27 protein-coding genes are annotated in these 22,945 nt (G+C 66.4%); 18 read left to right on the plus strand and 9 right to left on the minus strand.

Translation table 11 applies throughout. From position 1 onward, the window contains the following. Nucleotides 1-96 precede the first annotated feature (96 nt). The 5 genes from GRI89_RS16250 to GRI89_RS16270 are packed head-to-tail and all read left to right on the plus strand — an operon-like array spanning nt 97 to nt 3,314. The gene (locus GRI89_RS16250) at nt 97-321 is read left to right on the plus strand and encodes a DUF3572 domain-containing protein (protein WP_159797900.1); all 225 of its coding nucleotides are present in this window, start codon (nt 97-99) and stop codon (nt 319-321) included. Then, the gene (locus GRI89_RS16255) at nt 318-947 is read left to right on the plus strand and encodes an HAD family hydrolase (protein WP_159797902.1); all 630 of its coding nucleotides are present in this window, start codon (nt 318-320) and stop codon (nt 945-947) included. Before GRI89_RS16250 ends, GRI89_RS16255 begins: the two co-directional genes overlap by 4 nt. Then, the gene (locus GRI89_RS16260; RefSeq protein WP_159797904.1) at nt 944-1,405 is read left to right on the plus strand and encodes a RidA family protein; all 462 of its coding nucleotides are present in this window, start codon (nt 944-946) and stop codon (nt 1,403-1,405) included. Before GRI89_RS16255 ends, GRI89_RS16260 begins: the two co-directional genes overlap by 4 nt. Further along, on the plus strand, nt 1,392-2,168 hold the full coding sequence (locus GRI89_RS16265; RefSeq protein WP_159797906.1) for a glycerophosphodiester phosphodiesterase family protein: 777 nt from the start codon (nt 1,392-1,394) through the stop codon (nt 2,166-2,168). The genes GRI89_RS16260 and GRI89_RS16265 overlap by 14 nt, the downstream gene beginning before the upstream one ends. 9 nt (nt 2,169-2,177) lie before the next feature. Beyond that, nucleotides 2,178-3,314, plus strand: a complete 1,137-nt coding sequence (locus GRI89_RS16270; RefSeq protein ID WP_159797908.1) for a GNAT family N-acetyltransferase — start codon at nt 2,178-2,180, stop codon at nt 3,312-3,314. Nucleotides 3,315-3,320: 6 nt separating this feature from the next. On the opposite strand, the gene GRI89_RS16275 is transcribed toward GRI89_RS16270, so the two are convergent. Further along, a complete protein-coding gene (locus tag GRI89_RS16275; protein ID WP_159797910.1) occupies nt 3,321-3,653 on the minus strand; it encodes an SEL1-like repeat protein in 333 nt (110 codons plus the stop codon). A 306-nt stretch (nt 3,654-3,959) separates the two neighbouring features. Between GRI89_RS16275 and dksA the strand changes: the two genes are divergently transcribed. The 6 genes from dksA to kynU all read left to right on the plus strand — a co-directional run bounded on the left by dksA (nt 3,960) and on the right by kynU (nt 9,165). Then, nucleotides 3,960-4,418, plus strand: coding sequence for an RNA polymerase-binding protein DksA (dksA, locus tag GRI89_RS16280; RefSeq protein ID WP_159797912.1), 459 nt, complete (start codon nt 3,960-3,962; stop codon nt 4,416-4,418). Between the two features lie 139 nt (nt 4,419-4,557). Further along, nucleotides 4,558-4,926, plus strand: a complete 369-nt coding sequence (locus tag GRI89_RS16285; RefSeq protein ID WP_159797914.1) for a PilZ domain-containing protein — start codon at nt 4,558-4,560, stop codon at nt 4,924-4,926. A 38-nt stretch (nt 4,927-4,964) separates the two neighbouring features. After that, nucleotides 4,965-6,440, plus strand: a complete 1,476-nt coding sequence (locus GRI89_RS16290) for an ABC transporter substrate-binding protein (RefSeq protein ID WP_159797916.1) — start codon at nt 4,965-4,967, stop codon at nt 6,438-6,440. Nucleotides 6,441-6,528: 88 nt separating this feature from the next. Further along, nucleotides 6,529-6,918, plus strand: a complete 390-nt coding sequence (locus GRI89_RS16295; RefSeq protein ID WP_159798189.1) for a DUF4112 domain-containing protein — start codon at nt 6,529-6,531, stop codon at nt 6,916-6,918. A gap of 167 nt (nt 6,919-7,085) precedes the next feature. Continuing rightward, on the plus strand, nt 7,086-7,877 hold the full coding sequence (locus GRI89_RS16300; protein WP_159797918.1) for a tryptophan 2,3-dioxygenase: 792 nt from the start codon (nt 7,086-7,088) through the stop codon (nt 7,875-7,877). A gap of 64 nt (nt 7,878-7,941) precedes the next feature. Beyond that, entirely contained in the window at nt 7,942-9,165 is a 1,224-nt protein-coding gene (gene kynU / locus GRI89_RS16305; protein WP_159797920.1) for a kynureninase, read from the plus strand. Here kynU and GRI89_RS16310 read toward each other — a convergent pair. Together GRI89_RS16310 and GRI89_RS16315 are read right to left on the minus strand one after the other, a co-directional pair. Continuing rightward, the gene (locus tag GRI89_RS16310; RefSeq protein WP_159797922.1) at nt 9,158-9,613 is read right to left on the minus strand and encodes a hypothetical protein; all 456 of its coding nucleotides are present in this window, start codon (nt 9,611-9,613) and stop codon (nt 9,158-9,160) included. The two genes, kynU and GRI89_RS16310, sit on opposite strands and share 8 nt — an antisense overlap. 17 nt (nt 9,614-9,630) lie before the next feature. Then, nucleotides 9,631-10,239 carry an HNH endonuclease gene (locus tag GRI89_RS16315; RefSeq protein WP_328598317.1) on the minus strand — a complete coding sequence of 203 codons (609 nt, stop codon included), beginning with the start codon at nt 10,237-10,239 and terminating at the stop codon, nt 9,631-9,633. A gap of 125 nt (nt 10,240-10,364) precedes the next feature. On the opposite strand from GRI89_RS16315, the gene gluQRS reads away from it, so the two are divergent. The 4 genes from gluQRS to GRI89_RS16335 are packed head-to-tail and all read left to right on the plus strand — an operon-like array spanning nt 10,365 to nt 12,362. Further along, entirely contained in the window at nt 10,365-11,195 is an 831-nt protein-coding gene (gene gluQRS, locus GRI89_RS16320) for a tRNA glutamyl-Q(34) synthetase GluQRS (RefSeq protein ID WP_159797926.1), read from the plus strand. Between the two features lie 13 nt (nt 11,196-11,208). Next, entirely contained in the window at nt 11,209-11,436 is a 228-nt protein-coding gene (locus GRI89_RS16325; protein ID WP_159797928.1) for an HIG1 domain-containing protein, read from the plus strand. 28 nt (nt 11,437-11,464) lie between these two features. Then, nucleotides 11,465-12,031, plus strand: coding sequence for a cob(I)yrinic acid a,c-diamide adenosyltransferase (locus tag GRI89_RS16330; RefSeq protein WP_159797930.1), 567 nt, complete (start codon nt 11,465-11,467; stop codon nt 12,029-12,031). A gap of 49 nt (nt 12,032-12,080) precedes the next feature. Next, nucleotides 12,081-12,362: a hypothetical protein gene (locus tag GRI89_RS16335; RefSeq protein WP_159797932.1), complete on the plus strand. Its 282-nt coding sequence runs from the start codon at nt 12,081-12,083 to the stop codon at nt 12,360-12,362. A 22-nt stretch (nt 12,363-12,384) separates the two neighbouring features. On the opposite strand, the gene mutS is transcribed toward GRI89_RS16335, so the two are convergent. Both mutS and GRI89_RS16345 read right to left on the minus strand, forming a co-directional pair. Beyond that, nucleotides 12,385-14,985 carry a DNA mismatch repair protein MutS gene (mutS, locus tag GRI89_RS16340; RefSeq protein WP_201290962.1) on the minus strand — a complete coding sequence of 867 codons (2,601 nt, stop codon included), beginning with the start codon at nt 14,983-14,985 and terminating at the stop codon, nt 12,385-12,387. Nucleotides 14,986-15,017: 32 nt separating this feature from the next. Continuing rightward, entirely contained in the window at nt 15,018-15,698 is a 681-nt protein-coding gene (locus GRI89_RS16345; protein ID WP_159797933.1) for a hypothetical protein, read from the minus strand. 111 nt (nt 15,699-15,809) lie between these two features. Between GRI89_RS16345 and GRI89_RS16350 the strand changes: the two genes are divergently transcribed. Further along, on the plus strand, nt 15,810-18,071 hold the full coding sequence (locus tag GRI89_RS16350) for an NADP-dependent malic enzyme (RefSeq protein ID WP_159797934.1): 2,262 nt from the start codon (nt 15,810-15,812) through the stop codon (nt 18,069-18,071). Between the two features lie 3 nt (nt 18,072-18,074). Here the strand turns inward: GRI89_RS16350 and trmB are convergent, their stop codons facing one another. Next, nucleotides 18,075-18,791: a tRNA (guanine(46)-N(7))-methyltransferase TrmB gene (gene trmB / locus GRI89_RS16355; RefSeq protein WP_159797935.1), complete on the minus strand. Its 717-nt coding sequence runs from the start codon at nt 18,789-18,791 to the stop codon at nt 18,075-18,077. Nucleotides 18,792-18,874: 83 nt separating this feature from the next. Here trmB and GRI89_RS16360 point away from each other — a divergent pair, with 83 nt between their 5' ends. After that, a complete protein-coding gene (locus tag GRI89_RS16360; protein ID WP_159797936.1) occupies nt 18,875-19,117 on the plus strand; it encodes a hypothetical protein in 243 nt (80 codons plus the stop codon). Nucleotides 19,118-19,171: 54 nt separating this feature from the next. Here the strand turns inward: GRI89_RS16360 and ctrA are convergent, their stop codons facing one another. From ctrA to lptB, 3 genes are all read right to left on the minus strand, one after another. Continuing rightward, on the minus strand, nt 19,172-19,867 hold the full coding sequence (ctrA, locus tag GRI89_RS16365) for a response regulator transcription factor CtrA (RefSeq protein ID WP_159797937.1): 696 nt from the start codon (nt 19,865-19,867) through the stop codon (nt 19,172-19,174). 210 nt (nt 19,868-20,077) lie between these two features. Continuing rightward, a complete protein-coding gene (gene rpoN, locus GRI89_RS16370) occupies nt 20,078-21,526 on the minus strand; it encodes an RNA polymerase factor sigma-54 (protein ID WP_159797938.1) in 1,449 nt (482 codons plus the stop codon). A gap of 25 nt (nt 21,527-21,551) precedes the next feature. Then, nucleotides 21,552-22,313, minus strand: coding sequence for an LPS export ABC transporter ATP-binding protein (lptB, locus tag GRI89_RS16375; protein WP_159798193.1), 762 nt, complete (start codon nt 22,311-22,313; stop codon nt 21,552-21,554). A gap of 224 nt (nt 22,314-22,537) precedes the next feature. On the opposite strand from lptB, the gene GRI89_RS16380 reads away from it, so the two are divergent. Then, nucleotides 22,538-22,921, plus strand: a complete 384-nt coding sequence (locus GRI89_RS16380) for a hypothetical protein (protein ID WP_235913481.1) — start codon at nt 22,538-22,540, stop codon at nt 22,919-22,921. The last annotated feature ends 24 nt before the right edge of the window (nt 22,922-22,945 follow it).

Here is a 22,945-nt window from a genome sequence, read left to right on the forward strand (position 1 = left end):
AACCCTATGCGGCCTGTGGATAACTTGTAACGGAACAAGGGATAACTGACAATTCATAACGTTCACGCCGCGTCCGTCGACCCCGCGGGGCTCGCCTTGCAGGCGCTTGCCTGGCTGCTCCAGGACGAGCGCAGGGCGCAGCGCTTCCTTGACCTGACCGGCCTCACGCCCGACCTGCTGCGCGCGCGAATTGAGACGGGCGAAGTGCAGGTTTCGGTGCTCGATTTCCTCTGCGCCCACGAACCCGACCTCATCGCCGCGGCCGAGTCGCTCGGCATCGATCCGGGTCAGCTCGCCGCTGCCCGCGAGGCGCTGGCATGAGTCGGCCGCTTGTCGTCAGCGACTGCGACGAGGTGCTGCTGCACATGGTGCGCCATTTCCGCGACTGGCTGGGTGAGGAGCACGGCGTCGAGTTCCTGCTCGAAGGCAACCCGTTCGCGCAGTCGGTGCACTATTCGGCCAGCGGCGAGCGAGTCGAGGAACCCGAACTGTGGCGCCTGCTGAACGCGTTCTTCGATACCGAGATGTCGCGCCAGACTTCGATCGAGGGCTCGGCGGCGGCGATGAAGGAATTGCAGCGCGAGGCCGACGTGGTCGTGCTGACCAACTTGTCCGACCATTACGCCGAGTCGCGCACCGCGCAGCTTCGCGATCACGGTATCGACGCGCGGGTGTTCACCAACCAGGGCCCAAAGGGCGAGGCCCTGCGCCGCATCGTCGAGGAATTCGCCCCCACCCGCGCGGTGTTCATCGACGACCTCGCGGTGCATCACGCCAGCGCCGGCGAAGTCCTGCCCGACATCTCGCGGCTGCACTTTTGCGGGGAACCGGCGATTGCGCCGCACATTCCCTGCGCATTGGAACAGGGCCACGCCCACGCCCGTCTCGATACGTGGGATGACGCCTTGCCCTGGCTCCTCGAAACATTGCATGGAACACGGCCATGAGCATCGAAGCACGTCTTTCCAAACTTGGAATCATCCTCCCGCAGGCGGCCGCTCCCGTGGCCAGCTACGTCCCCGTCGTAACCCTCGGCAATGTGGCCCATGTCTCGGGGCAGTTGCCGTTTATCGATGGAGAGCTGGTGACCGGCCGGCTGGGCGAGGATGTCGAGATGGAGCTGGGCATCCGCGCGGCGCGCGCCTGCGGGCTGATGATCCTTGCCCAGCTCAAGGCAGCGCTCGGTTCGCTCGACAAGGTCGAACGGATCGTCAAGCTCGGCGGGTTCGTCAATTCGGCGGCCAGCTTCACCGACCAGCCCAAGGTGGTCAACGGTGCTTCGGACCTGATGGTCGACGTCTTCGGCGAGGCCGGCAAGCACGCCCGCGCGGCGGTCGGCGTGCCGGCGCTGCCACTCGGGGCGGCAGTCGAGATCGACGCCGTCGTGGCGCTTGTCACTGGTTGACGCCTGGTTCGCCCCGGCGCCGGATCCGGCCCGGGTCGCCTGGCTCTCCGGGCACGAATACGCCCATCGCGGCCTGCACACTTCGGCCGATGTCGAGAATTCGCCCGGCGCCTTCGCCGCGGCTATCGCCCGCGGCATGGGCATCGAATGCGACATCCAGCTCAGCGGCGACGGGCAGGCGATGGTCTTTCACGACTGGGAGCTCGATCGGCTGACCGCGGAGACCGGGCCGGTCGCCGATCGCACCGCCGCCGAACTCGGCGCCATCGCGCTCGGCTCGTCGGGCGAGCGCATCCCGACGCTGCGCGACCTGCTCGGGCTGGTGCGCGGACGGGTGCCGCTGCTCATCGAGATCAAGTCGCGCCGCGAAATGCGCATCGGCGCGGTCTGCCTGGCGGTGCGAAGGGTGCTCGAAGGCTATGGCGGCGAGGCGGCGATCATGAGCTTCGACCCGCGCGTCGCCGCCTGGTTCGGCCGCAACGCCCCGGGGATCGTGCGCGGGCTGGTGGTGACCGAGGAGAACGACCGGACCTTCATCGGGACGATCCGGCGCTACCTGTGGTTGTGGGACGCAAAGCCCGATTTCCTCGCCTATGACGTGCGCGACCTGCCGAGCGGCTTTGCCGCCGCGCAACGCCGCCGCGGGCTGCCGCTGCTGACATGGACGGTACGCACCCCGGCGCTGCGCCTGCTCGCCAGCCAGTTCGCCGATGCGCCGATTGCCGAGGGGGAGGGGGTCGCAAATCCCGCCCCGAATCGGTAGTATGCCGCCATGGCCGACGGCGACCTGATTGCCCGCGTAGTTCCCGGAGTAAGCGCCGTTTCGCAGGTCGAGTGGGATGCCCTCGCCGGACCGGACAATCCCTTCGTCAGTCACGCCTTCCTCAGCGCGCTCGAGGATTCCGGCAGCGTCGGGCCGGGAACCGGGTGGAGCCCTTCGCCGATCGTCATCGAGGACGCGCGGGGCGAACTGCTCGCCGCGCTTCCTGCCTATCTCAAGGGACACAGCCAGGGCGAATACGTCTTCGACCATGCTTGGGCCGATGCCTGGCATCGTGCCGGCGGGCACTACTACCCCAAGCTGCAAATCGCTGCGCCGTTCACACCGGCGACCGGTCCGCGCCTGCTGCTGGCCGACGAGGCCTACGCCGCTCCGCTGCTGCGCGCGGCGGAGAGCTTGTGTGCGCAGAACGGGCTCTCTTCGGCGCACGCGACCTTCATCGAACCGGCGCAGCGCCGCCTTTTCGAACGCGCCGGCTGGCTGCTGCGGAACGACATCCAGTTCCACTGGGAAAATCGCGATTACGAGAGTTTTGAGGATTTCCTAGCCGATCTGTCTTCGCGCAAGCGCAAGGACCTGCGCAAGGAACGAGCGAAGGCGCAGGAGGGGGTGGAGATCCTTCACTTTACCGGCGGCGAGATCGAGCCGGGGCATTGGGATGCGTTCTGGGACTTCTACCAGGACACCGGCGCGCGCAAATGGGGGCAGCCCTACCTGACGCGCGAGGCCTTCGACCTGTTCGGCGAGCGGATGGGCGAGCGGATCCTGCTCGTCCTCGCCTTCATGGACGGCGCACCGATCGCCGGGGCGCTCAACTTCATCGGCGGGGAAGCGCTCTACGGCCGCTATTGGGGCTGTACCCGAGACAAGCCGTTCCTGCATTTCGAGCTGTGTTACTACCAGGCCATCGATGCCGCGATCGCACGCGGCCTCAAGCGGGTAGAGGCGGGGGCGCAGGGAGGGCACAAGCTGGCCCGCGGTTATGCGCCGGTGCAGACCTGGTCGGCGCACTGGATCGCCGACCCGGGATTTCGCGAGGCCGTGGCCGACTATCTCGAGCGCGAACGCGAAGGCGTCGCGCAGGACAGTCTTTACCTTTCCGGCCGCACGCCCTTCAAGAAGGGCTGAGCGCCATCAGGCAGCGCGGCGAGCACCTTCGCTGAGCCATTCGCGGGCCCGGCGCTGGGCTTCGGCGATTTCGCGAGCGGTCATTTCGTCGGAAATGTCGGCGCGGCACCAGGCGGCTTCCTCGTGACCGCGCGAGGCGGCGAGGTTGAACCACTTGTGCGCTTCGATCATGTCGACGCCGGCGCCATGGCTGCCGGTCGAGAACGCCACCCCGAGATCGTAGTAGGCGGAAAGGTCGCCCCGGGCCGCGGCGGAAAGGCACTTGGCCAGGAACAGGTTGACGACCGGAAAGTCGTCGGCGTGGATTTCGGCAACCCCTTCAATCTTGGTCAGCTTCATGACCTACCCCCTGATGCCGGCAGCGCATTCGCCGCGCGGCTTCGATGGAGGCAGGTTCCTCCCGCCGCCTAAAAAAATGGTTAACGGGCCGGCAAAAAAGTTAACCGGCGCATTTACCATCGAAATCCGCCTCGTTCGGGCAACCTTAAGGATTCGGTGGCTAACTGCCACCATTGCCGCTTGTGCGGACTCCGCGAGGTCCGTATAGGCGCGCCATCTGGTCCATCGGGTACATGGGCAAGGGGGCGGCGGCAGGTCGATTTGTCGTGCGTTCGAGGGTAAGTATCCAACCGGAGAATATCGCAGATGGCGTCTGTAATGGGTGACGACATCGACATCCTCGCCAAGGCCAAGCGGGCCCTGGATGCGGATTACACCCCCAGCGACGACGACGAATACATGTCGCCCCGGCAGCTGAACTATTTCCGGGTGCTGCTGCTCGAATGGAAGAAATCCATCCTCACCGCATCGGAATTCACCCTGCAGTCGCTGCAGGACGGCCCGATCCGCGAACCCGATCTCAACGACCGGGCCTCGAGCGAAACGGATTGGGGCATCGAGCTCCGGACCCGCGACCGGCAGCGCAAGCTCATCGCCAAGATCGATTCAGCGCTGCGTCGCATCGACGAGGGCGAATACGGCTGGTGCGAGGTGACCGGCGAACCGATCGGCATCAATCGTCTGATCGCCCGCCCGATCGCCACCATGACCGTCGAGGCGCAGCAGGCGCACGAACGGCGCGAAAAGATTTCGCGCGACGACTGACCCATTCCGGGACGGTTCGCGCAAAATCCGCTTTCCGTTAAGAGCCTGATAACCAAGGGCGGCGAATAAGCCGTGCATGGAATTGCGCGCGCGTCCGGCGAGCGCAGCCGTCCGTCAAACAGGGGCTCCGAAGCGACCGATGAGCAGTGTCGAAACACGTCAGGTAGAACGCGACAGCCTGTTGCTGATCGCCGATGTTCGTATCGACGGGGGCGAAAAGAGCCACCGCGTCAAGGTGCGCAACCTGTCGTCGGGCGGCATGATGGCGGAAGCCGAACTTAAGGTCGCGCGCGGCGCGCTGGTGACGGTGGAATTGCGCAATATCGGTGCGGTCGAAGGCTCGATCGCCTGGATCGAAGGCAGCCGCTTCGGCATCGCCTTCGTCGAGGAAATCGACCCCAAGCTGGCGCGCGCTCCGGTCGGCACCTCCGGCGGTGACCTGGCCAGCCCGCGCTTCACCCGCACGGCCATCGACAAGGCCGAACCGGGCAAGCTCCGCGCGATCTGACCTTTCGCCGCGGGTGCCGACGTCCTAGGGACTGCGGCATGCGAGGACGGGATTTCCTGCTTACTTTCCTCGGCTGCATGACGCTTGCCGGGTGCGGCAGCGGCAACAGCGGCCCGCTCGGCGTCGCCTTCATCGACAACGGCCAGAACCTGTTCGCCAGCGGCGTGCGGCTGTCGCCGGGCGGCCAGACGGTGCGCGCGGCTACCTCGACCGGGCTCGTCTCGCTCGACGAGAAGGGCGAAATCGTCCCCGCGCTCGCCGACCGCTGGATCGTCGCCGACGAGGGGCGCAGCTACATCTTCCGCCTGCGCGACGGGAAATGGCCCGACGGCACCGATCTTACAGGGGAGCGGGCGCGCGACAGCCTGCGGCAGGTCATTCGCAGCCTGCGAGGCACCTCGCTGGGCCTCGACCTCGCCCCGATCAGCGACGTCAGGGCCATGGCCGGGCGCGTGGTGGAAATCCGCCTGAGCACGCCGATGCCCGATTTCCTGCGCCTGCTGGCGCAGCCCGAACTGGCCCTGTCGCACGGCGGGGACGCGACGGGCGAGATGATCCTCAAGCGCAGCGGGGACAAGGGCGGACAGGGCGACCTCACCTTCAAGCCGCCCGAAGAGCGCGGCCTGCCCGAGGACGAAGAATGGCGCGACCGGGTCCGCCCGCTGGCGCTGACGGCGCTCAATTTCGATCAGGCTCTCGAAGCCTTCGAGGACGGAACCGTCGATGTCGTGCTCGGCGGACGGATCGGCGGCTGGCCGCGGGCCGAACCGGGACCGCTGTCGCGCGGGACCCGGCGGATCGACCCGGCGATCGGGCTGTTCGGCCTGCAGGTCAGGAACGCCAACGGGTTTCTCGGCCGGCAGGAGAATCGCGAGGCGCTGGCCATGGCGCTCGACCGCCCCGCGCTGCTTGCGGCCTTCAACATCAGCGGCTGGATCCCGACCACGCGGATCGTCCCGCTGGCGTTCGCAGCACCGGGCGCAACCGAGCGCTGGGCCGGGATCGATATCGACGACCTGCGCGGCGCGGCGCGGCGTCGCGTCGCAGGATGGGTCGGCGGCATTGGAAACGGCGAAACACCGGTCCTGCGCATCGCCCTCGCCAACGAACCGGGCAACGCGGCGCTGTTCAACGAAATCGCCAGCCAGTGGAAGGAGATCGGCGTCGTCCTCGAACGCACCGAGCCGGGCAAACCGGCGGACCTCGAACTGGTCGACCAGGTCGCGCGCTATGCCGAGGCGCGCTGGTTCCTCAACCAGTTCAACTGCACCCTGCGGCGCGGCCTCTGTTCGTCCGATGCAGACGGCGAGGTGGCCATGGCGCTGGTCGCCGAAACGGCGGAAGACCGCGGCGCGGCGCTGGCCCGGGCCGAGGCCAAGCTGACCGCCGTCGACGCCTATATCCCGATTGCCATGCCGCTGCGCTGGTCGCTGGTGCGCGGCGACGTCACCGGATACGCCGCCAACCAATGGGCCTGGCATCCCTTGCCGCCGCTGGCGACGATACCCAAGTAACCCTCGAGAGGAGGGCCCCATGGACCCCGTCGAGACCTACGTTCCGTCCCGCGGCCAGGGCAATGCCCAGGCAGAACGCCTGCGCGCGATGGCGGCCGACCTGCCGCTGGGCACCGATCCGGTCAGTGTCCGCGCTCGGATCGAGGCGATGGAGCGGCTTCTGGAACGCGGTTTCACCGTTCCCGGTACCAGCTACCAGTTCGGGCTCGACGCAGTCGTCGGCCTGATCCCGGTGATCGGCGACTTCATCGGTGCCGCGCTTGGCGCCTGGCTGGTGTGGGAGGCCAAGAACCTCGGCATGCCGAGGTGGAAGCTGTGGCGGATGATGGGCAACGTCGGATTCGACACCGCGATCGGCTTCGTGCCGCTGGCCGGCGACGCGCTCGACTTCCTGTTCCGCTCGAACACGCGCAACCTCAGGATCGTCAAGAAGCACCTCGACAAATACCACCCGCAGACCCGCGTGATCGATCAGTAGCGGCAGATGGGCACCTGACCGCTCGTCATTGCGAGCGGCCGCAGGCCGCGCGGCCATCCAGTGCGGCACTGTACCGCCCCTGGATTGCTTCCCCCGGCTCATGGCCGGGCTCGCAATGACGAAGAGAGTGGTTTCGCTGGATACGATTTGCGCCCTATAGGCCTTCCATGGCCGCAGACGTCACCTACTCAAGCTACCTCGATCTCGACCGCATCCTCGCCGCGCAGCACCCGGCCTCGGGGGCGCACGACGAGCTGCTGTTCATCGTCGTCCACCAGGCGAGCGAGCTGTGGCTCAAGCTGTGCCTGCACGAACTCACCGCTGCGCGCGCGCTCATCGCGGCGGACGACCTCAGCCCGGCGTTCAAGATGCTCGCCCGCGTCTCCCGGGCGCAGGGGCAGCTGATCTCGAGTTGGGACGTGCTCAGCACGATGACCCCACACGACTATTCCACCGTCCGTCCGCACCTCGGCAATTCGAGCGGTTTCCAGTCCGCGCAGTACCGGCTGATGGAATTCATGATGGGCGGGCGCAATCCCGACATGGTGACGATGCACGAAGCGACGCCCGAGGTGGCCGCCGAGCTCCGCGCCGAACTCGCCCGGCCGAGCCTCTACGACGAGGTCGTGCGCCTGCTCGCGAGGCGCGGCTTTGCCATCCCGGCCGATGTGCTCGAACGCGGGCTCGACCGTCCGCACGAGGCGAACGATGCGATCACCGCGGCCTGGGCGCAGGTCTATCGCGATCCCGACAAGTACTGGGACCTCTACGAGCTGGCCGAAAAGCTGGTCGACCTCGAATACCATTTCCAGCGCTGGCGCTTCGGGCACCTGAAGACTGTGGAGCGGATCATCGGCTTCAAGCGCGGCACCGGCGGTACGGCGGGCGTGCCCTACCTCGAAGCGGTGCTGAAGAAGGGCTTCTTCCCCGAGCTACTGGCGGTGAGGACCGAGATTTGAGCGGCCCTGACCAACAGCCGCTCGCCCTTCGACAAGCTCAGGGTGAGCGGGATAGGTTGTGCTAATGGCATCTCTCGCCGAAGCCCGCGCGCTCGACGATGCCGATCCGCTGGCCGGTTACCGCCGCCAGTTCGCGATCCCGCCGGGGCTCGTCTACCTCGACGGCAACTCGCTCGGCGCGCTGCCGCTCGGCACCGCGGCGCGGCTCGGCGAGGTGGTGCGCAAGGAGTGGGGTGAGGGGCTGGTCCGCTCGTGGAACGACGCGCACTGGATCGAGGCGCCGCGCCGCATCGGAGCGATAATCGCCCCGCTGATCGGCGCGCAGCCGGGCGAGGTGATCGCCTGCGATTCGACCAGCGTGAACCTGTTCAAGCTGATCTCCGCCGCGCTACTCATGCGGTCCGGGCGAAAGGTCGTGCTGAGCGAGCCGGGCAACTTCCCGACCGACCTCTACATGATCGCCGGGCTGGAGGCGCAAGGCCTTGCCGAGCGGCGGCTGGCCGAACGCGGGGGGCTGGAGGCGGCGCTCGACGAGGACGTCGCGCTGCTGCTGCTGACCCACGTCCATTACAAGACCGGCGCGATGCACGACATGGCGGCACTGACCAAGGCGGCGCACGATGCCGGGGCGCTGGTGCTGTGGGACTTGTCACACAGCGCCGGCGCGGTGCCGGTGGATCTCAACGGCTGCGAGGCCGATCTCGCCGTGGGTTGCGGCTACAAGTACCTGAATGGCGGCCCCGGCGCTCCCGCATTCACCTATGTGGCACAAAGACACCATGACGCCATCCTCCAGCCGCTGACCGGCTGGATGGGCCACGCCGCCCCCTTCGCCTTCACCGACGACTATGCCCCTGCGCCCGGCATTGAGCGGATGCTGACCGGCACCCCGCCGATCCTCGGCCTCGCCGCGCTGGAGGTCGGTGTCGCGCAGATCGCCGAAATCGGCATCGACCGGCTGGTCGCCAAGTCACGCGCGCTGGGCGCGTTCCTGCGCGCCGCCATGGCCCGTTTCGCGCCCGATCTCGAATGCGTCAGCCCGGGCGACCCGGCGGCACGCGGCAGCCAGCTCTCGTTCCGCCACCCGGAAGCCTATGCGCTGAGCCAGGCCCTGATCGCCCGCGGTGTGATCGGCGACTTCCGCGATCCCGACATCCTGCGCTTCGGCCTTGCCCCGGCCTACATCCGCTTCGAAGACTGCTGGCACGCCGCCGAGGCCCTCGGCGAGGTACTGGCGAGCGGGGAGTGGAAGCGCGAGGAATTCAGGCAGCGGGCGGTGGTTACCTAACAGAGACGTCCGCAAGAGCCTTCCACTGATATACAAGTGCGGTCCACTCGGCGTTGCGTTCGCCGAGCTTCACCCAATCCATTTCTGCTTGATATTCACTTAGAAGGGTACCTCGATCTTTGCCGAATTGCACAGGAGGCTGCCCCACCTTGAAGAACATGATTCCCGATGCAGCTTCTCCGAGGATCAGGAACAGCGAGTCGCGGTTAACCGACAGGAAATACACAACGTCCCAATTCCACGAGTTGTGAACTTCGAACGCAACGCCTGCGGTAATCGAGCCGTCGGATACATCGACAGCGGACCACTGGCTTCCGATTTCCGAGTTGGCGAATTCGGCGACGGTCCAAAGCTCGTCACGGCCCCACGCGATCCGACCAGCTAAATCCTCGAACGCGATGCCCTCTCTTGCCTCAATGAGCGACAGCAACTCGGCAAGCGAAATCATGACGGGCGACTGGGAGCCTAGGCCTCCAGCTCGATGTCCCAGTAGAGCCAGTCCCGCCAAGTTTCGTGCAGGTAGTTGGGCGGGAACTGCTTGCCGTGCTGTTGCAGCTGCCAGTGGGTCGGGCGGATCGGTTCGACCAGCGGGTGCATGTGCGCCTGCTTGGGGGTGCGGCCGCCCTTCTTCATGTTGCACGGGGCGCAGGCGGTGAGGATGTTCTCCCACGTGGTGCGTCCGCCCAATCGGCGCGGCACGACGTGGTCGAAGGTCAGGTGCTGCTCGCTGCCGCAGTACTGGCACTGGAAGCGGTCGCGCAGGAACAGGTTGAAGCGGGTGAAAGCGGGGAACTCGCTCGGCTTCACGTATTGCCGCAAGGCGATCACGCTGGGGATCTGCATGTCGAGGCTGACCGAATGGACCAGCCGGTCGTAGCTGGCGACGATATCGACCCGCTCGAGGAACACCGCCTTGATCGCGGTCTGCCACGGCCACAGGCTCAGCGGGTAGTAGGAGAGCGGGGTATAGTCGGCGTTGAGCACCAGCGAGGGGCAGCTTTCGAGCCGCCTCGTCGGATCTTCAACGGCGCTGCGGAATGTCGCGGCGCGCTCGATCAGTTCGGCCTTGAACACGGTACGCGTTCCTCCCTGATGCGCTGAAGGGAGCATTTGCGCGGAAAAGCGTCAAGCCCGTTACAATTGGCGAATCCACAGGATATTCGGCGAGTCGCCGGCCTTTCGTGGCCCCGGAGCAAGATTTGACCGTCACCCGCTTTGCCCCCAGCCCCAACGGGCCGCTGCATCTCGGCCACGCCTTCTCGGCGATCGTCGCGCACGACCTGGCGCGGGACCGGGCCGGGCGGTTCCTGCTGCGGATCGAGGATATCGACGGCGCCCGTTCGCGCGCGGAACTGGCCGGTGAATTCCGCGCCGACCTCGCCTGGCTCGGGCTCGAATGGGAGGAAGTCCCGGCGCAATCGACCCGCATTGCGGCCTATGCCGATGCTGCGGCCACGCTGCGCGGGGAGGGCCTGCTCTATCCCTGTCGCTGCACCCGGGCGGAGATTGCCGCGGCGGCAACCGTGATGGGGCCGGACGGTCCGGTCTATCCGAGGACGTGCCGGGGGCGTGACGCCGATCCCGAGGGCGCAGCATGGCGGCTCGATGTCGCCGAGGCGATGCGGCGGACGGGGCCGCTCTCGTGGTTCGACGAGCGTGCGGGGGAGCAGGTGGCGCGGCCGGAGCTCGGCGGCGACCCTGTGCTGGTGCGCAAGGATGCCGAAACCCCGGCGAGCTACCACCTCGCGGTGACCATCGACGATGCTGCAGACGGGGTCACGCTCGTTACGCGCGGCATGGACCTGTTCCCCGCCAGCCACGTCCACCGCCTGCTGCAGGAACTGCTCGAGCTGCCGGTGCCGGTCTGGCACCACCACGCACTGCTGCTCGATTCCAACGGGCAGAAGCTGGCCAAGCGGCGCGGCTCGCCGTCGCTTGCCGATCGCCGGCTGTCGGGTGAGGACGGGCAGGCGCTGACCGATGCCTTGCGCGAAGGTCGCCTCCCGGCTGGCATTACCTTGGGCGAGTGACTAGATAGGCCCCATGCAGACTTTCCTCATCATCGTCCTCATCGCGCTCATGATCGGCGTGGTCGTCTCGCTGGTGCGCGGCATCATCGCTTTCCTCCAGGCCAACAAGGCCGACATCGAGGCCGGCGGCGTGCGCCAGAAGGAACTGCAGCTGAAGCAGAACCGCATGATGATGAACCGCATCATGTACCAGGCAGGCGCGATCGTGATCGTCTTCCTGCTGCTCTCGCTGACGCGCTAGGCATCCTTCGACGGGCTCAGGACAGGCCTTGGTCAAGCTCACCAGGATCTACACCCGCACCGGCGACGACGGGACCACCGGGCTCGTCGACGGCTCGCGCCGGGCCAAGCACGATGCCCGGATGGAAGCCATCGGCGCGGTCGACGAGGCCAACTCGGCGCTCGGCTTCGCGGTGCTCGCCTTGGACGGCGAGGCCAAGGCCGATTGCCTGCGATTGCAGAACGACCTGTTCGACCTCGGCGCCGACCTTGCCACGCCGGGCGAGGACTTCGCGCCCGGCGAAATAGTGCTTCGCATCGTCCCGGCACAGGCGGAATGGCTGGAACAACGCATCGATGCGCTGAATGAAGCGCTTCATCCGCTCAAGTCTTTCATCCTCCCGGGCGGCAGCGAGGCGGCGGCGCGCGTCCATCTCGCCCGCGCCTCGGTGCGCCGTGCCGAGCGCGCGATGACCGCGCTGGCGGCGGAAGAACCGGTCAATCCGGCCGCTCTCGCCTTCGTGAACCGCCTCTCCGACTACCTCTTCGTCCTCGCCCGCGCGGAGAATGCGAAGGGCGAGGGAGACGTCCTCTGGGTACCCGGAGCGAGCCGCTGACGGAACCGCCTGCTCCCTGTCGGCGTTTGTCGGCAAAAGGAGCACAGCGATGACCGACAATCGCAACACCCTGCCGCCCGAGCCGCACAACGACGAGCAGGAAGACGAGGATACACAGGCGCAGGAAGTCGCCGAGGAAGCCCGCAAGGAAAAGGGTGCCACGAGCCCGCTGGAGAGCCGCAAGGTCGGTGGCGGCGGACAGGACATGGTCGATGAGATGCGCGACATGGAACAGTCGGGCCGGATCGACATGAGCGCCTATCGCGGCGAACCCAACATGGACGACGAGGACGACAAGTACGGCCCGGGACACGATCCCGACGAAGACTGACGTTGCCTCGCGCGAGGCCGGCTCAACCTTCGCCGGCTTCGCGTTTCAATTCGTAAAGCAAATCAAGGGCTTCGCGCGGCGTGAGGGCATCGATGTCGAGCCCGTGCAGCCTCTCGCGCAGGATGTCGATCTGGTCCTCTTCGTGCACCGCCGCGGCGGCGAACAGGGGCAGGTCGCCGAGCCCGGCTGCCAGCCCCCCGGTCTGGGCGCGTCCCTTCTCGAGCCGGTCGAGCACCGCCTTGGCCCGCGCCACGACTTCCTTCGGCACGCCCGCCAGCTTGGCAACCGCGAGGCCGTAGGAGCGGTCGGCAGGACCCTCGGCCAGCTCGTGCAACAGGACGAGATCGCCCTTCCACTCGCGTGCCCGCACGTGGTGGAGGCTCAGCGCGTCGCAGGTCTCGGCGAGGCGCGAGAGCTCGTGGTAGTGGGTGGCGAAGAGGCAGCGGCAACGGTTGCGTTCGTGCACCGCCTCGACCACCGCCCAGGCCAGCGCCAGCCCGTCGTAGGTCGAGGTGCCGCGCCCGACCTCGTCGAGGATGACGAAGCTGTCCTCGCTCGCCTGCGCCAGGATCGCTGCGGTCTCGACCATCTCGACCATGAAGGTCGAGCGCCCACGCGCGAGGTTGTCGCTTGCGCCGACACGGCTGAAAAGCCTGTCGACCAGCCCGATCCGCGCGCGCTCGGCTGGCACGTAACCGCCGGCCTGCGCCAGCAGCACAATCAGCGCATTCTGGCGCAGGAAGGTCGACTTGCCGCCCATGTTCGGCCCGCCGATCAGCCACAGCCGGTCCTCGGGCGAGAGCGTGCAGTCGTTGGCGACGAAGCGCTCCCCGGCTTTCGCCAGCGCCGCCTCGACCACCGGATGCCGCCCGCCGACGATGTCGAGGCTGCGGTCCTCGACGATCTCGGGCAGGGTCCATCCGCCTTCCGCCGCGCGCTCTGCCTGTCCGGCTGCGACGTCGATTCGCGCCAGCGCAGCGGCAGTCGAAGCAATTTCGCGCGACCTGCCGACAACCTCCCCGACGAGCTCCTCGAAATGCCCTTCCTCTGCCGCCAGCGCATGGCCGCCTGCCTCGGCGATGCGGCCTGCTTCCTCATGGAGCGAGAGCGAGTTGAAGCGAACTGCGCCGGCCATGGTCTGGCGGTGGGTGAAGCCGCTGTCGGAAGTCATAAGCGCGTCGGCGTGCCTGCTCGGAACCTCGATGAAATAGCCGAGTACGCCGTTGTGCCTGATCTTGAGCGCGGCTATCCCGGTTTCGTCACGGTACTTCGCCTCGAGCGCAGCAATGGCGCGGCGGGCATTGCCCGAGACCTGGCGCAGCTCGTCGAGCGCATGATCATAGCCTTCGGCGATGAAGCCTCCGTTCTGCCGCTCGGTCGGCGGGGTAGGAACGAGCGCGCGCGAAAGCAGGTCGGTCAGTGCACCGTGCCCGGCAAGGCTGGGCAGGATCGCGTCGAGCAGCGCGGGACGCTCGCCCCGCGACTGCAGCACGTCATGGATGCGCCGTGCTTCGCCAAGGCCGTCGCGCAATTGGCCGAGATCGCGCGGGCTTCCGCGACCGGCGACCACGCGGCCCAGGGCACGCCCGATGTCGGGCAGAGCGCGCAGCACTCCGCGCAAGTCGGCGCGCAGCAAGGGGTCGGCGTGGAACCATTGCACCAACGTCAGCCGCTGCTCGATCTTGGCCCGTCCGGTGAGCGGCGCGGCGAGGTCTTCGGCTAGTTGCCGCGCACCGGCACCGGTGACGCAGCGGTCGACCGCTGCCAGCAGGCTGCCAGCGCGCCCGCCTGTTGAGCTTTCGAGGATCTCGAGACTATTCCGCGTCGCCTCGTCCATTGCCAACGTGCTGCCGCCGTCGCGCGCCACCGGCGGCAAGAGCAGCGGCAGGGTGCCGCGTCCGGCATGGTCGAGATAGGCGACGAGGCCGCCTGCCGCCGCCAGCATCGGACGCGAGAAATCGCCGAACCCGTCGAGCGTGGCGACGCCGTGCACCGCCTTGAGCCGCGCCTCGCCCTCGTCGCTGGCGAAATCGTGACGTGGGCGCGCAATCGCGCCGTCCGGGGCGGCCTCCCATTCTTCGGGGCAGACCACTTCGCTCGCCCCGAGCCGCGCCAACACCGCCGAAAGCTGGCCGGGATCGCACTCTTCCAGTTCCATCCGCCCCGTCGAGATGTCGCAGGCGGCGACCCCGCACGTGCCGCGGACGTCGCACACCGCGGCAAGCACGTTGGCCCGACGCGGTTCGAGCAGCGCCTCTTCGGTCAGCGTCCCGGCGGTGACGAAGCGGACGATGTCGCGCGCGACCAGCGCCTTCGACCCGCCGCGCTTCTTCGCTTCCTCGGGCGATTCGATTTGCTCGGCGATCGCCACGCGGCAGCCGCCTTTGATCAGGCGCGCGAGGTAGCCCTCCGCCGAATGCACGGGCACGCCGCACATCGGGATCGGCTCCCCCTGGTGTTCGCCGCGGCTGGTCAGGGCGATGTCCAGGATCGCGGCGGCCGTCTTCGCGTCGTCGAAGAACAGCTCGAAGAAGTCGCCCATGCGGTAGAACAGCAGGCAGTCCCCGGCCTCGCGTTTGAGCGCGAGGTACTGCGTCATCATCGGGGTCGCGGAGCCGGACATCGCGAGTCAGGTAGCTTCGCAGCCGCGCGAGGTCACCTCTTCGGCAGGGCCGTTCTGGGGATTTCGTATTGTGTCCAGTCGGCCGGACACTGCTTTACCGGCTCAATCTCGACTTGCTGGGAATCGGCGATCCAGCAATCATCGAAGACCGAGCAATAACAGAGCTTTACGCGGATCCTGAGGCGCTCCTGGTCGAACTTGGCGAATACCTCAGGGTCTGCGTCGGAGGTAAGCCGGACGAATGCCTTGTCCTCGCCGGGCCGGATGACCATGCCATTTACCCGGCTGGTCACAAGGCTCAGCCGATCCTTGCCCTGCGCGCAGCAGGCCCGCACCAGCGAATCGGCGTCGACGTATGGCTTGCCTGCGTAGCTGATCTCCATGCCTTCGATGTGGGCCGGCCCGACGCCCTGGTTGCCAATGTTCAGCGAGATCTCCGGGGCTCCATCGTCGGTCAGGTTGCCGGTATCGTAGGCCATGCGCGGCCAGACGCTGGCGACCTGCATCTTTTCGGTCGCATCGGCCTGCACGAAGGTGAAATAGGCGACCCCGATCGAGATGAGGAAAGCAGGGGCCGACATCAAGAGGTTGCTCACCGCCAGGATCGGCAGGTAGCGGACCACCTTGTCGAACAGCGTTGTTCCGCGCGACGCGCCAGCGCTCTCAAGCCGCGCAACGCGCTCTTCGAGGGTAGGTTCGCTGGGTTGGTCCATCCGTGTGTTGAATGCCTCCGGCCAAGCGATTTGGGAAGTTGCAATCGCGTGCTTCCCTCTACCGCTTGGGCAGTTTGCCCGTTAGGGACGAGGCCGATCAGGAGAGTTGGATTGCCCGAAGACAACAACAAGAGTTTTACCGACCGCGAAGCGCTGTTCTACCACAAGGCAATTCGTCCGGGTAAGATCGAGATAGTCCCGTCGAAGCCGGTCGCGACCCAGCGCGACCTGAGTCTGGCCTATTCGCCGGGAGTGGCCGTGCCGGTCGAGGCGATTGCAGCCGACCCTGCCGCCGCGAACGACTATACCGCGCGGGGCAACCTCGTGGCCGTGATTACCAACGGTACCGCGATTCTCGGCATGGGCAATCTCGGCGCACTGGCGGCAAAGCCGGTGATGGAAGGCAAGGCGGTGCTGTTCAAGCGCTTCGCCGACGTCGATTCGATCGACATCGAACTCGACACCGAAGATCCTGACAAGTTCATCGAGGCGGTCGCGCTGATGGAGCCTACCTTCGGCGGCATCAACCTCGAGGATATCGCCGCGCCCGAATGCTTCGTCATCGAACAGGCGCTGCGCGAGCGGATGAAGATCCCCGTCATGCACGACGACCAGCACGGCACCGCGATCATCGCCGCCGCCGGGCTCATCAACGCGGTCCACCTGACCGGCCGCGAGATGAAGGACGTCAAGATGGTGGTGAACGGCGCCGGTGCGTCGGCGCTGGCCTGCACCGCGCTGATCAAGGCGATGGGCGTGCCGCACGAGAACGTCATCGTCTGCGACCGCAAGGGGCCGATCTACCCCGGGCGCGAGGGTGTCGACCAATGGAAGAGCGCCCATGCCGTCCCGACCGAGGCGCGCAGCCTCGAAGAAGCGCTCAAGGGCGCCGACGTGTTCCTCGGACTCTCCGCTGCCGGTGCGCTCAAGCCCGAATGGGTCGCCGACATGGCCAAACAGCCGATCATTTTCGCCATGGCCAATCCCGACCCGGAAATTCGGCCAGAGGACGCCAAGGCCGTACGGCCCGACGCGATCATCGCCACCGGCCGGTCGGACTATCCCAACCAGGTCAACAACGTGCTCGGCTTCCCGTTCATCTTCCGCGGCGCGCTCGACGTACGCGCGACGGCGATCAACGAGGAGATGAAGATCGCCGCGGCCGAAGCGATCGCCGGCCTCGCCCGCGAGCGGGTGCCGGAAGAGGTTGCCGCGGCCTATGGTGTCGAACACCAGTTCGGCGTCGATTACATCATCCCCGCTCCGTTCGACCCGCGACTGATGGAGACCGTTTCCTCCGCCGTCGCCAAGGCAGCGATGGATTCGGGCGTGGCGCAGAAGCCGATCGAGGACTTCGAAGCCTATCGCCTGAGCCTGCGCGCGCGCCTCAACCCTACGACCTCGGTGCTGACGCAGGTTTACGAAGATGCCCGGCGCGACCCCAAGCGGGTGGTCTTCGCCGAGGCCGAGGAAGACGTCGTGTTGCGCGCGGCGATCCAGTTCCGCGACTTCGGCTACGGCACCCCGGTGCTCGTCGGCCGCACGAACGCGGTAAAGGAAAAGCTCGCCGAACTCGGCGTGTCCGACGTCGACGCTTTCGAGATCCAGAACTCGGCCGACTGCGAATACGTCCCGGCGATGGTCGACTACCTCTACGAGCGGCTGCAGCGCCGTGGCTACACCGAGCGCGACGTGCGTCGCCTCGTCAACCAGGAGCGCAACATCTTTGCCAGCCTGCTCGTCGCGCTGGGCCACGGCGATGCGATGATCTCGGGCATCACCCGCACTTTCGCGCAGACCATGCGCGAGATTAGCCAGGTGCTGGATCCAAAGCCCGACGCGGTGCCTTTCGGCATCCACCTGATGATCGGCAAGAACTACACCGTGTTTCTCGCCGACACGACGATCAACGAACGGCCCAGCGCCGAGGAGCTGGCGCACATCGCCCGCGAGACCGCGCGCGTCGCCCGCCGTCTCGGCCACGAACCGCGCGTTGCATTCCTCAGCTATTCGACCTTCGGTAACCCCTCGGGCAAATGGCTCGAGAACATCCGCGACGCGGTCCACATCCTCGATGCCGACCCGCCGGGCTTCGAATACGAGGGCGAGATGGCGCCCGATGCCGCACTCAACCCGACGGTGATGAAGCTATATCCATTCAGCCGCCTCTCGGCCCCGGCCAACGTTCTCATCATGCCCGGCTTGCAGTCCGCCAACCTCAGCGCCAAGATGCTGCGCGAACTGGCCGGCAACGCGGTGATCGGGCCGATGCTGATCGGCATGGAAAAGCCGGTGCAGATCGCCCCGATGACGGCGCTGGCGCCCGATATCCTGACGTTGGCGGTGCTGGCCGGGGCAGGCGTCGTGAGCTGAGGGCTAGCGCCGGCGGAAGCGAAAGTACCAGACTTCGTGGCCGAAGACTTCACGGGCCTTGCGCTCGTAGCGGGTCTCGATCCACCCGCCGGGTCGGTTCTGCCAATTGTGCGGCCCTTCGACGAGCCATTCGAAGCTGTCGGTGTGGCGGCGCATGGTCATCAGCGCGTGGCGCAGGTAGATCGGGTGGTCGGTGCCGAAGCGGAATTCGCCGCCCGGCCTTAGCTTGGCGGCGAACATCGCTACCGGCCCGTCGTTCATCATCCGCCGCTTGGCATGGCGCGCCTTGGGCCAGGGGTCTGGGTGAAGCAGGTAGATGAAGCTCAGCGCTCCGTCGGGAATGCGCTTGAGGACTTCCAGCGCATCGCCGTGGTGCAGGCGGACGTTGCCGAGCGGCGGGTGCGCGCCGTTGTCGCCGTCGATGTGGGTCAGCGCCTGGGCGACGCCGTTGATGAACGGTTCCGCGCCGATGAAGCCGTGGTCGGGCAGCATGTCCGCGCGCCCGGCGAGGTGTTCGCCGCCGCCGAATCCGATCTCGAAATGCAGCGGGCAATCGCGACCGAACAGGTCTTCGGCGGTTACCGGCCCTTCCTCCGGCACGGCGATCCGCGGCAGCAGGGTATCGACCAGTTCCTGCTGGTGGGCGCGCAGCGGCTTGCCCTTGCTGCGGCCGTAGAGCCTGTTGAGGGTGGTCGGATCGCCGGATTTGTGTGCGGTCATGCGCCTGCCGCTAGGGCTTCGCCCCGCGGCTTGTCCAGCCACTCGATTGACCTTGGCCGCGCAATGCCTGAGGAAACGGGCTCATGGAACTCTTCGCCATCATCATCGCCGCCATTCTCGGCTGGCAATACGCGGCCTTCGGCGCGCGCGAGCTCAAGGTCATGGCGCTGGTCGTTGCCGGCTGGACCGCAGTGACGACCGCGGCAAGCGTACCCTACCTAACCCTGACCGCGTTCGTGTTCTCGCTGGTGTTCCACACCGGCGTGATTGCCGTGCCCTATGCCCTCGGGGCCGTGGCGCGAAAGCTGGCCGGCAAAAAGAGTTAGGCCCGCCTCCTTTCGAAAGCGGGCCTCTCGCTGTTCCCGTCCAAGGGTAACTGGTCAGGCGGCTTCCGCCTCGGCGTCAGGATCGCGCAGCACGTAGCCACGGCCCCAGACTGTTTCGATGTAGTTCTCGCCGCCGCAGGCGCTCGAGAGCTTCTTGCGCAGCTTGCAGATGAACACGTCGATGATCTTGAGTTCGGGTTCGTCCATGCCGCCGTAGAGGTGGTTGAGGAACATTTCCTTGGTCAGCGTGGTGCCCTTGCGCAGCGAGAGCAGCTCCAGCATGGCGTATTCCTTGCCGGTCAGGTGGACGCGCGCGCCGTCGACTTCGACGGTCTTGGCGTCGAGGTTCACCGCCAGCTTGCCGGTGCGGATGATCGACTGGCTGTGGCCCTTCGAACGGCGCACGACGGCGTGGATGCGGGCAACCAGCTCGTCGCGGTGAAACGGCTTCGTGACGTAATCGTCGGCGCCGAAACCGAACGAGCGAATCTTGGAATCCATCTCGGAAATGCCGGAGAGGATCAGGACCGGCGTCTGCACCTTGGCGACGCGCAGCTTCTTGAGCACGTCGTAGCCGTGCATGTCAGGCAAGTTGAGGTCGAGCAGTATGATGTCGTAATCGTACAGCTTGCCGAGGTCCAAGCCCTCTTCGCCGAGGTCGGTCGAATAGACGTTGAAGCCTTCGGTCGTGAGCATCAACTCGATCGCCTTGGCGGTGGTCGGCTCGTCTTCGATCAGCAGCACACGCATTGCATTGCCCCTTTTTCACCCCCCGGTAACGCACCGCTAACAGGTGTTTGCCGGTGTTAACCACGGCAGGTCTCAACGAAAAAGGTTAATAAAGCGTTTGCAGCACTAACGTTTGGCAGGTGAGTCTTTCGAGTCACAGGTGGCAATACGGATGCCGATGCTGCGGCATCCTGTTTACCTCTGTGAAGATTCTTTAGGACTTTTCACCGCTTAGCCGACGCCCTGCAGCTTTTTCTGCCGACGCCGCTGCACCGACGAGCCGATGCCGATGGACTCGCGGTACTTGGCAACAGTGCGGCGGGCGAGGTCGAAGCCCTTGTCGCGCAGAAGTTCGACCAGCTTGTCGTCGGACAGGATGTCTTTGGGATCTTCGGCATCGCACAGCGCGCGGATCTGGGCCTTGACCGCTTCCGCCGAGACCGCTCCCTCGCCGTCGGACGACGCAACGCCGCTGGTAAAGAAGTACTTCAATTCGAAGGTACCGCGCTCGCAATGAAGGTACTTGTTGCTCGTCACCCGGCTGACCGTGCTTTCGTGCATCTCGATCTCTTCGGCCACCTGACGCAGCGTCAGCGGCTTGAGTTCGCTCACACCCCTGCGGAAGAAGCCGTCCTGCGCCTTCGCCACCGCGGCGGCGACCTTGAGGATCGTCTTGGCGCGCTGGTCGAGCGCCTTGATCAGCCAGTTGGCGTCGGCCAGCTTTTCGCTCAGCCATGATTTCGAAGCCTTGTCGGTGCAGCCATTGCGCAGTTCGACATAATAGGCGCGATTGACCACCAGCCGTGGCAGGGTTTCCTCGTTGAGGCGGATGTCCCACCCTTCGCCCGCCGGCACGATGAGGATATCGGGTACGACCGGCGCGCTGCTGCCGCCGCCGAACTTCAAGCCCGGCTTGGGATCGTAGCCGCGCAGCTCGGCCAGCATGTCGCCGAAGTCCTCGTCGTCGACATCGCACATCCGTTTCAGGCGGGCGAATTCGCCGCGTGCGACTAGGTCGAGGTTCTCGATCAGCCGCCGCATGCACGGATCGTAGCGGTCGGCCTCGATAGCCTGCAGGGCGAGGCATTCGGACAGCGACCGCGCACCGACTCCCGTCGGGTCGAGCGACTGGACTACGGCGAGCGCCTGCTCGACTTCGGCGATGGCAAGGCCAAGTTCGCCGGCCACTTCCCTCAGCGGGACCGGGAGGTAGCCCGCCTCGTCGAGCAGGCCGATCAGGTGGCGGGCGACGAGTTCGGTGTGCCTATCGGGAGAGGCCGCGCCGACCTGCGCCTCGAGGTGTTCGGCCAGTGTAGGATCGTCGTCCGAGCGCTCACCGGCATCGGGCAGGTCGTCGTTGCCCAGTGCGCCGGCTGGCTGGGCGGCCCAGTCGCCGGTATCGCGGTCACGGTCGAGAGCGGTGGGATCGATGTCGAGAGCCTGGTCGCCTTCCCCAGGGGTGGCGTCATGGACCTGCGGCTCTGCGCTTTCGGGCGGAGCCTCTCGCTCGACCATGCGTACTTCGCCAGCGTCGAGCAGCGGGTTCGCCTCCAGCGCCTCGCCGATATAGGCTTCGATTTCGAGGTTCGAGGCCGCGAGAAGGCGAATCGCCTGCTGCAGCTGAGGCGTCATCACCAGTGACTGGGACTGACGGAGATCGAGCCGCGGTCCCAGTGCCATCGCTATGCCTCCTCCTCCGCCCGACTCAGAGGGTGAAGGATTCGCCGAGGTAGAGGCGGCGCACGTTTTCGTCCGCCACCAGGTCGGCGGGACTGCCGGCGAACAGCACCTGGCCGCCGTAAATGATGCAGGCGCGGTCGACGATATCGAGCGTCTCGCGCACGTTGTGGTCGGTGATGAGCACGCCGATTCCGCGCTGCTTGAGGTCGATCACCAGGTGGCGGATGTCGCCGATCGACAGAGGGTCGATGCCGGCGAAGGGCTCGTCGAGCAACATGATCGATGGCTTGGCGGCCAGCGCCCGGGCAATCTCGCAGCGCCGCCGCTCGCCGCCCGAGAGCGCCATCGCCGGGCTCTCGCGCAGCCGGGTCAGGCCGAATTCGTCGAGCAGCCGCTCGAGCTCCTGCGCGCGGACGTCCTTGTCGGGCTCCACCATCTCCAGCACGCAGTCGATGTTCTGCTCGACCGTCATGCCGCGAAAGATGCTGGTTTCCTGCGGGAGGTAGCCGAGGCCGAGGATCGCGCGGCGGTACATCGGCAGCTTGGTAACGTCGATTCCGTCCATCAGGATGCGGCCCGAATCGGGGCGCACCAGTCCCATGATCGAATAGAAGCAAGTCGTCTTGCCGGCGCCGTTCGGCCCGAGCAGTCCGAGCACCTCGCCCTTGCCGACGGTCAGCGAGATGTCCGAAAGCACGCTGCGCTTGTCGTAGCTCTTGGCGATCGAGATGACTTCCAGCCCGCCCTGCGGGATCGGCGGGGCGGCATTGGCCGGGGCTTGTTCCATGGCTTCCGCCAGTGCGGCCTCGTCGATGGCGTGGTTCTCCAGCGTCGTCATGGAGCGCGATGTAACAACGGATTCGGGCCGATTGAAGTGCATTTGGCAAGATTCGTGCATGGCCGTGGCGATACGCCACCTGTCCCGTTGCAGTTCGATACGGTTACCGTGCTTGCAAGAACTAGCAGCGTTTGAAATAGTGCGCGTTCGGGAATGGGGAAAGGATGCGGCGCATGGTCAAGGCGCTTTGGCACGAACAGGCTGGCTCGATGCAGGGCGATCGCGACCATGTGATCGACTGGACCAAACGCATGAGCGACCACATCGCCGCCGCTCTGCTGGTCTACACCGGCCTGCACATCTTCGTGACCATGCAGGCGCTCAACGGACATCACGGCTCGATCCTGCCCTACTTCGGGCTGGTCTTTCTGGTCGCCGCGATCATCCCGGCGTGCAGGCTTTTCGAGAAACGTTGGGAAAGGCTCGCCGCGAGCGGTGAGAGCGATGGCGAACTGAGGCGCCTGTTCAATCGTGACCTGGTCGTGCTGTGGCTTGCGGCGATCGGCCTGCCGCTTGTGATCACCGCGCTAGTCAAGGGTGTCCTCGCCCTTTTGTGACCGACTGGGGGGCGCTAGGCTCCC

Origin of the sequence: Croceibacterium salegens (genome assembly GCF_009827435.1) — a bacterium.
GTDB lineage: Bacteria > Pseudomonadota > Alphaproteobacteria > Sphingomonadales > Sphingomonadaceae > Croceibacterium_B > Croceibacterium_B salegens.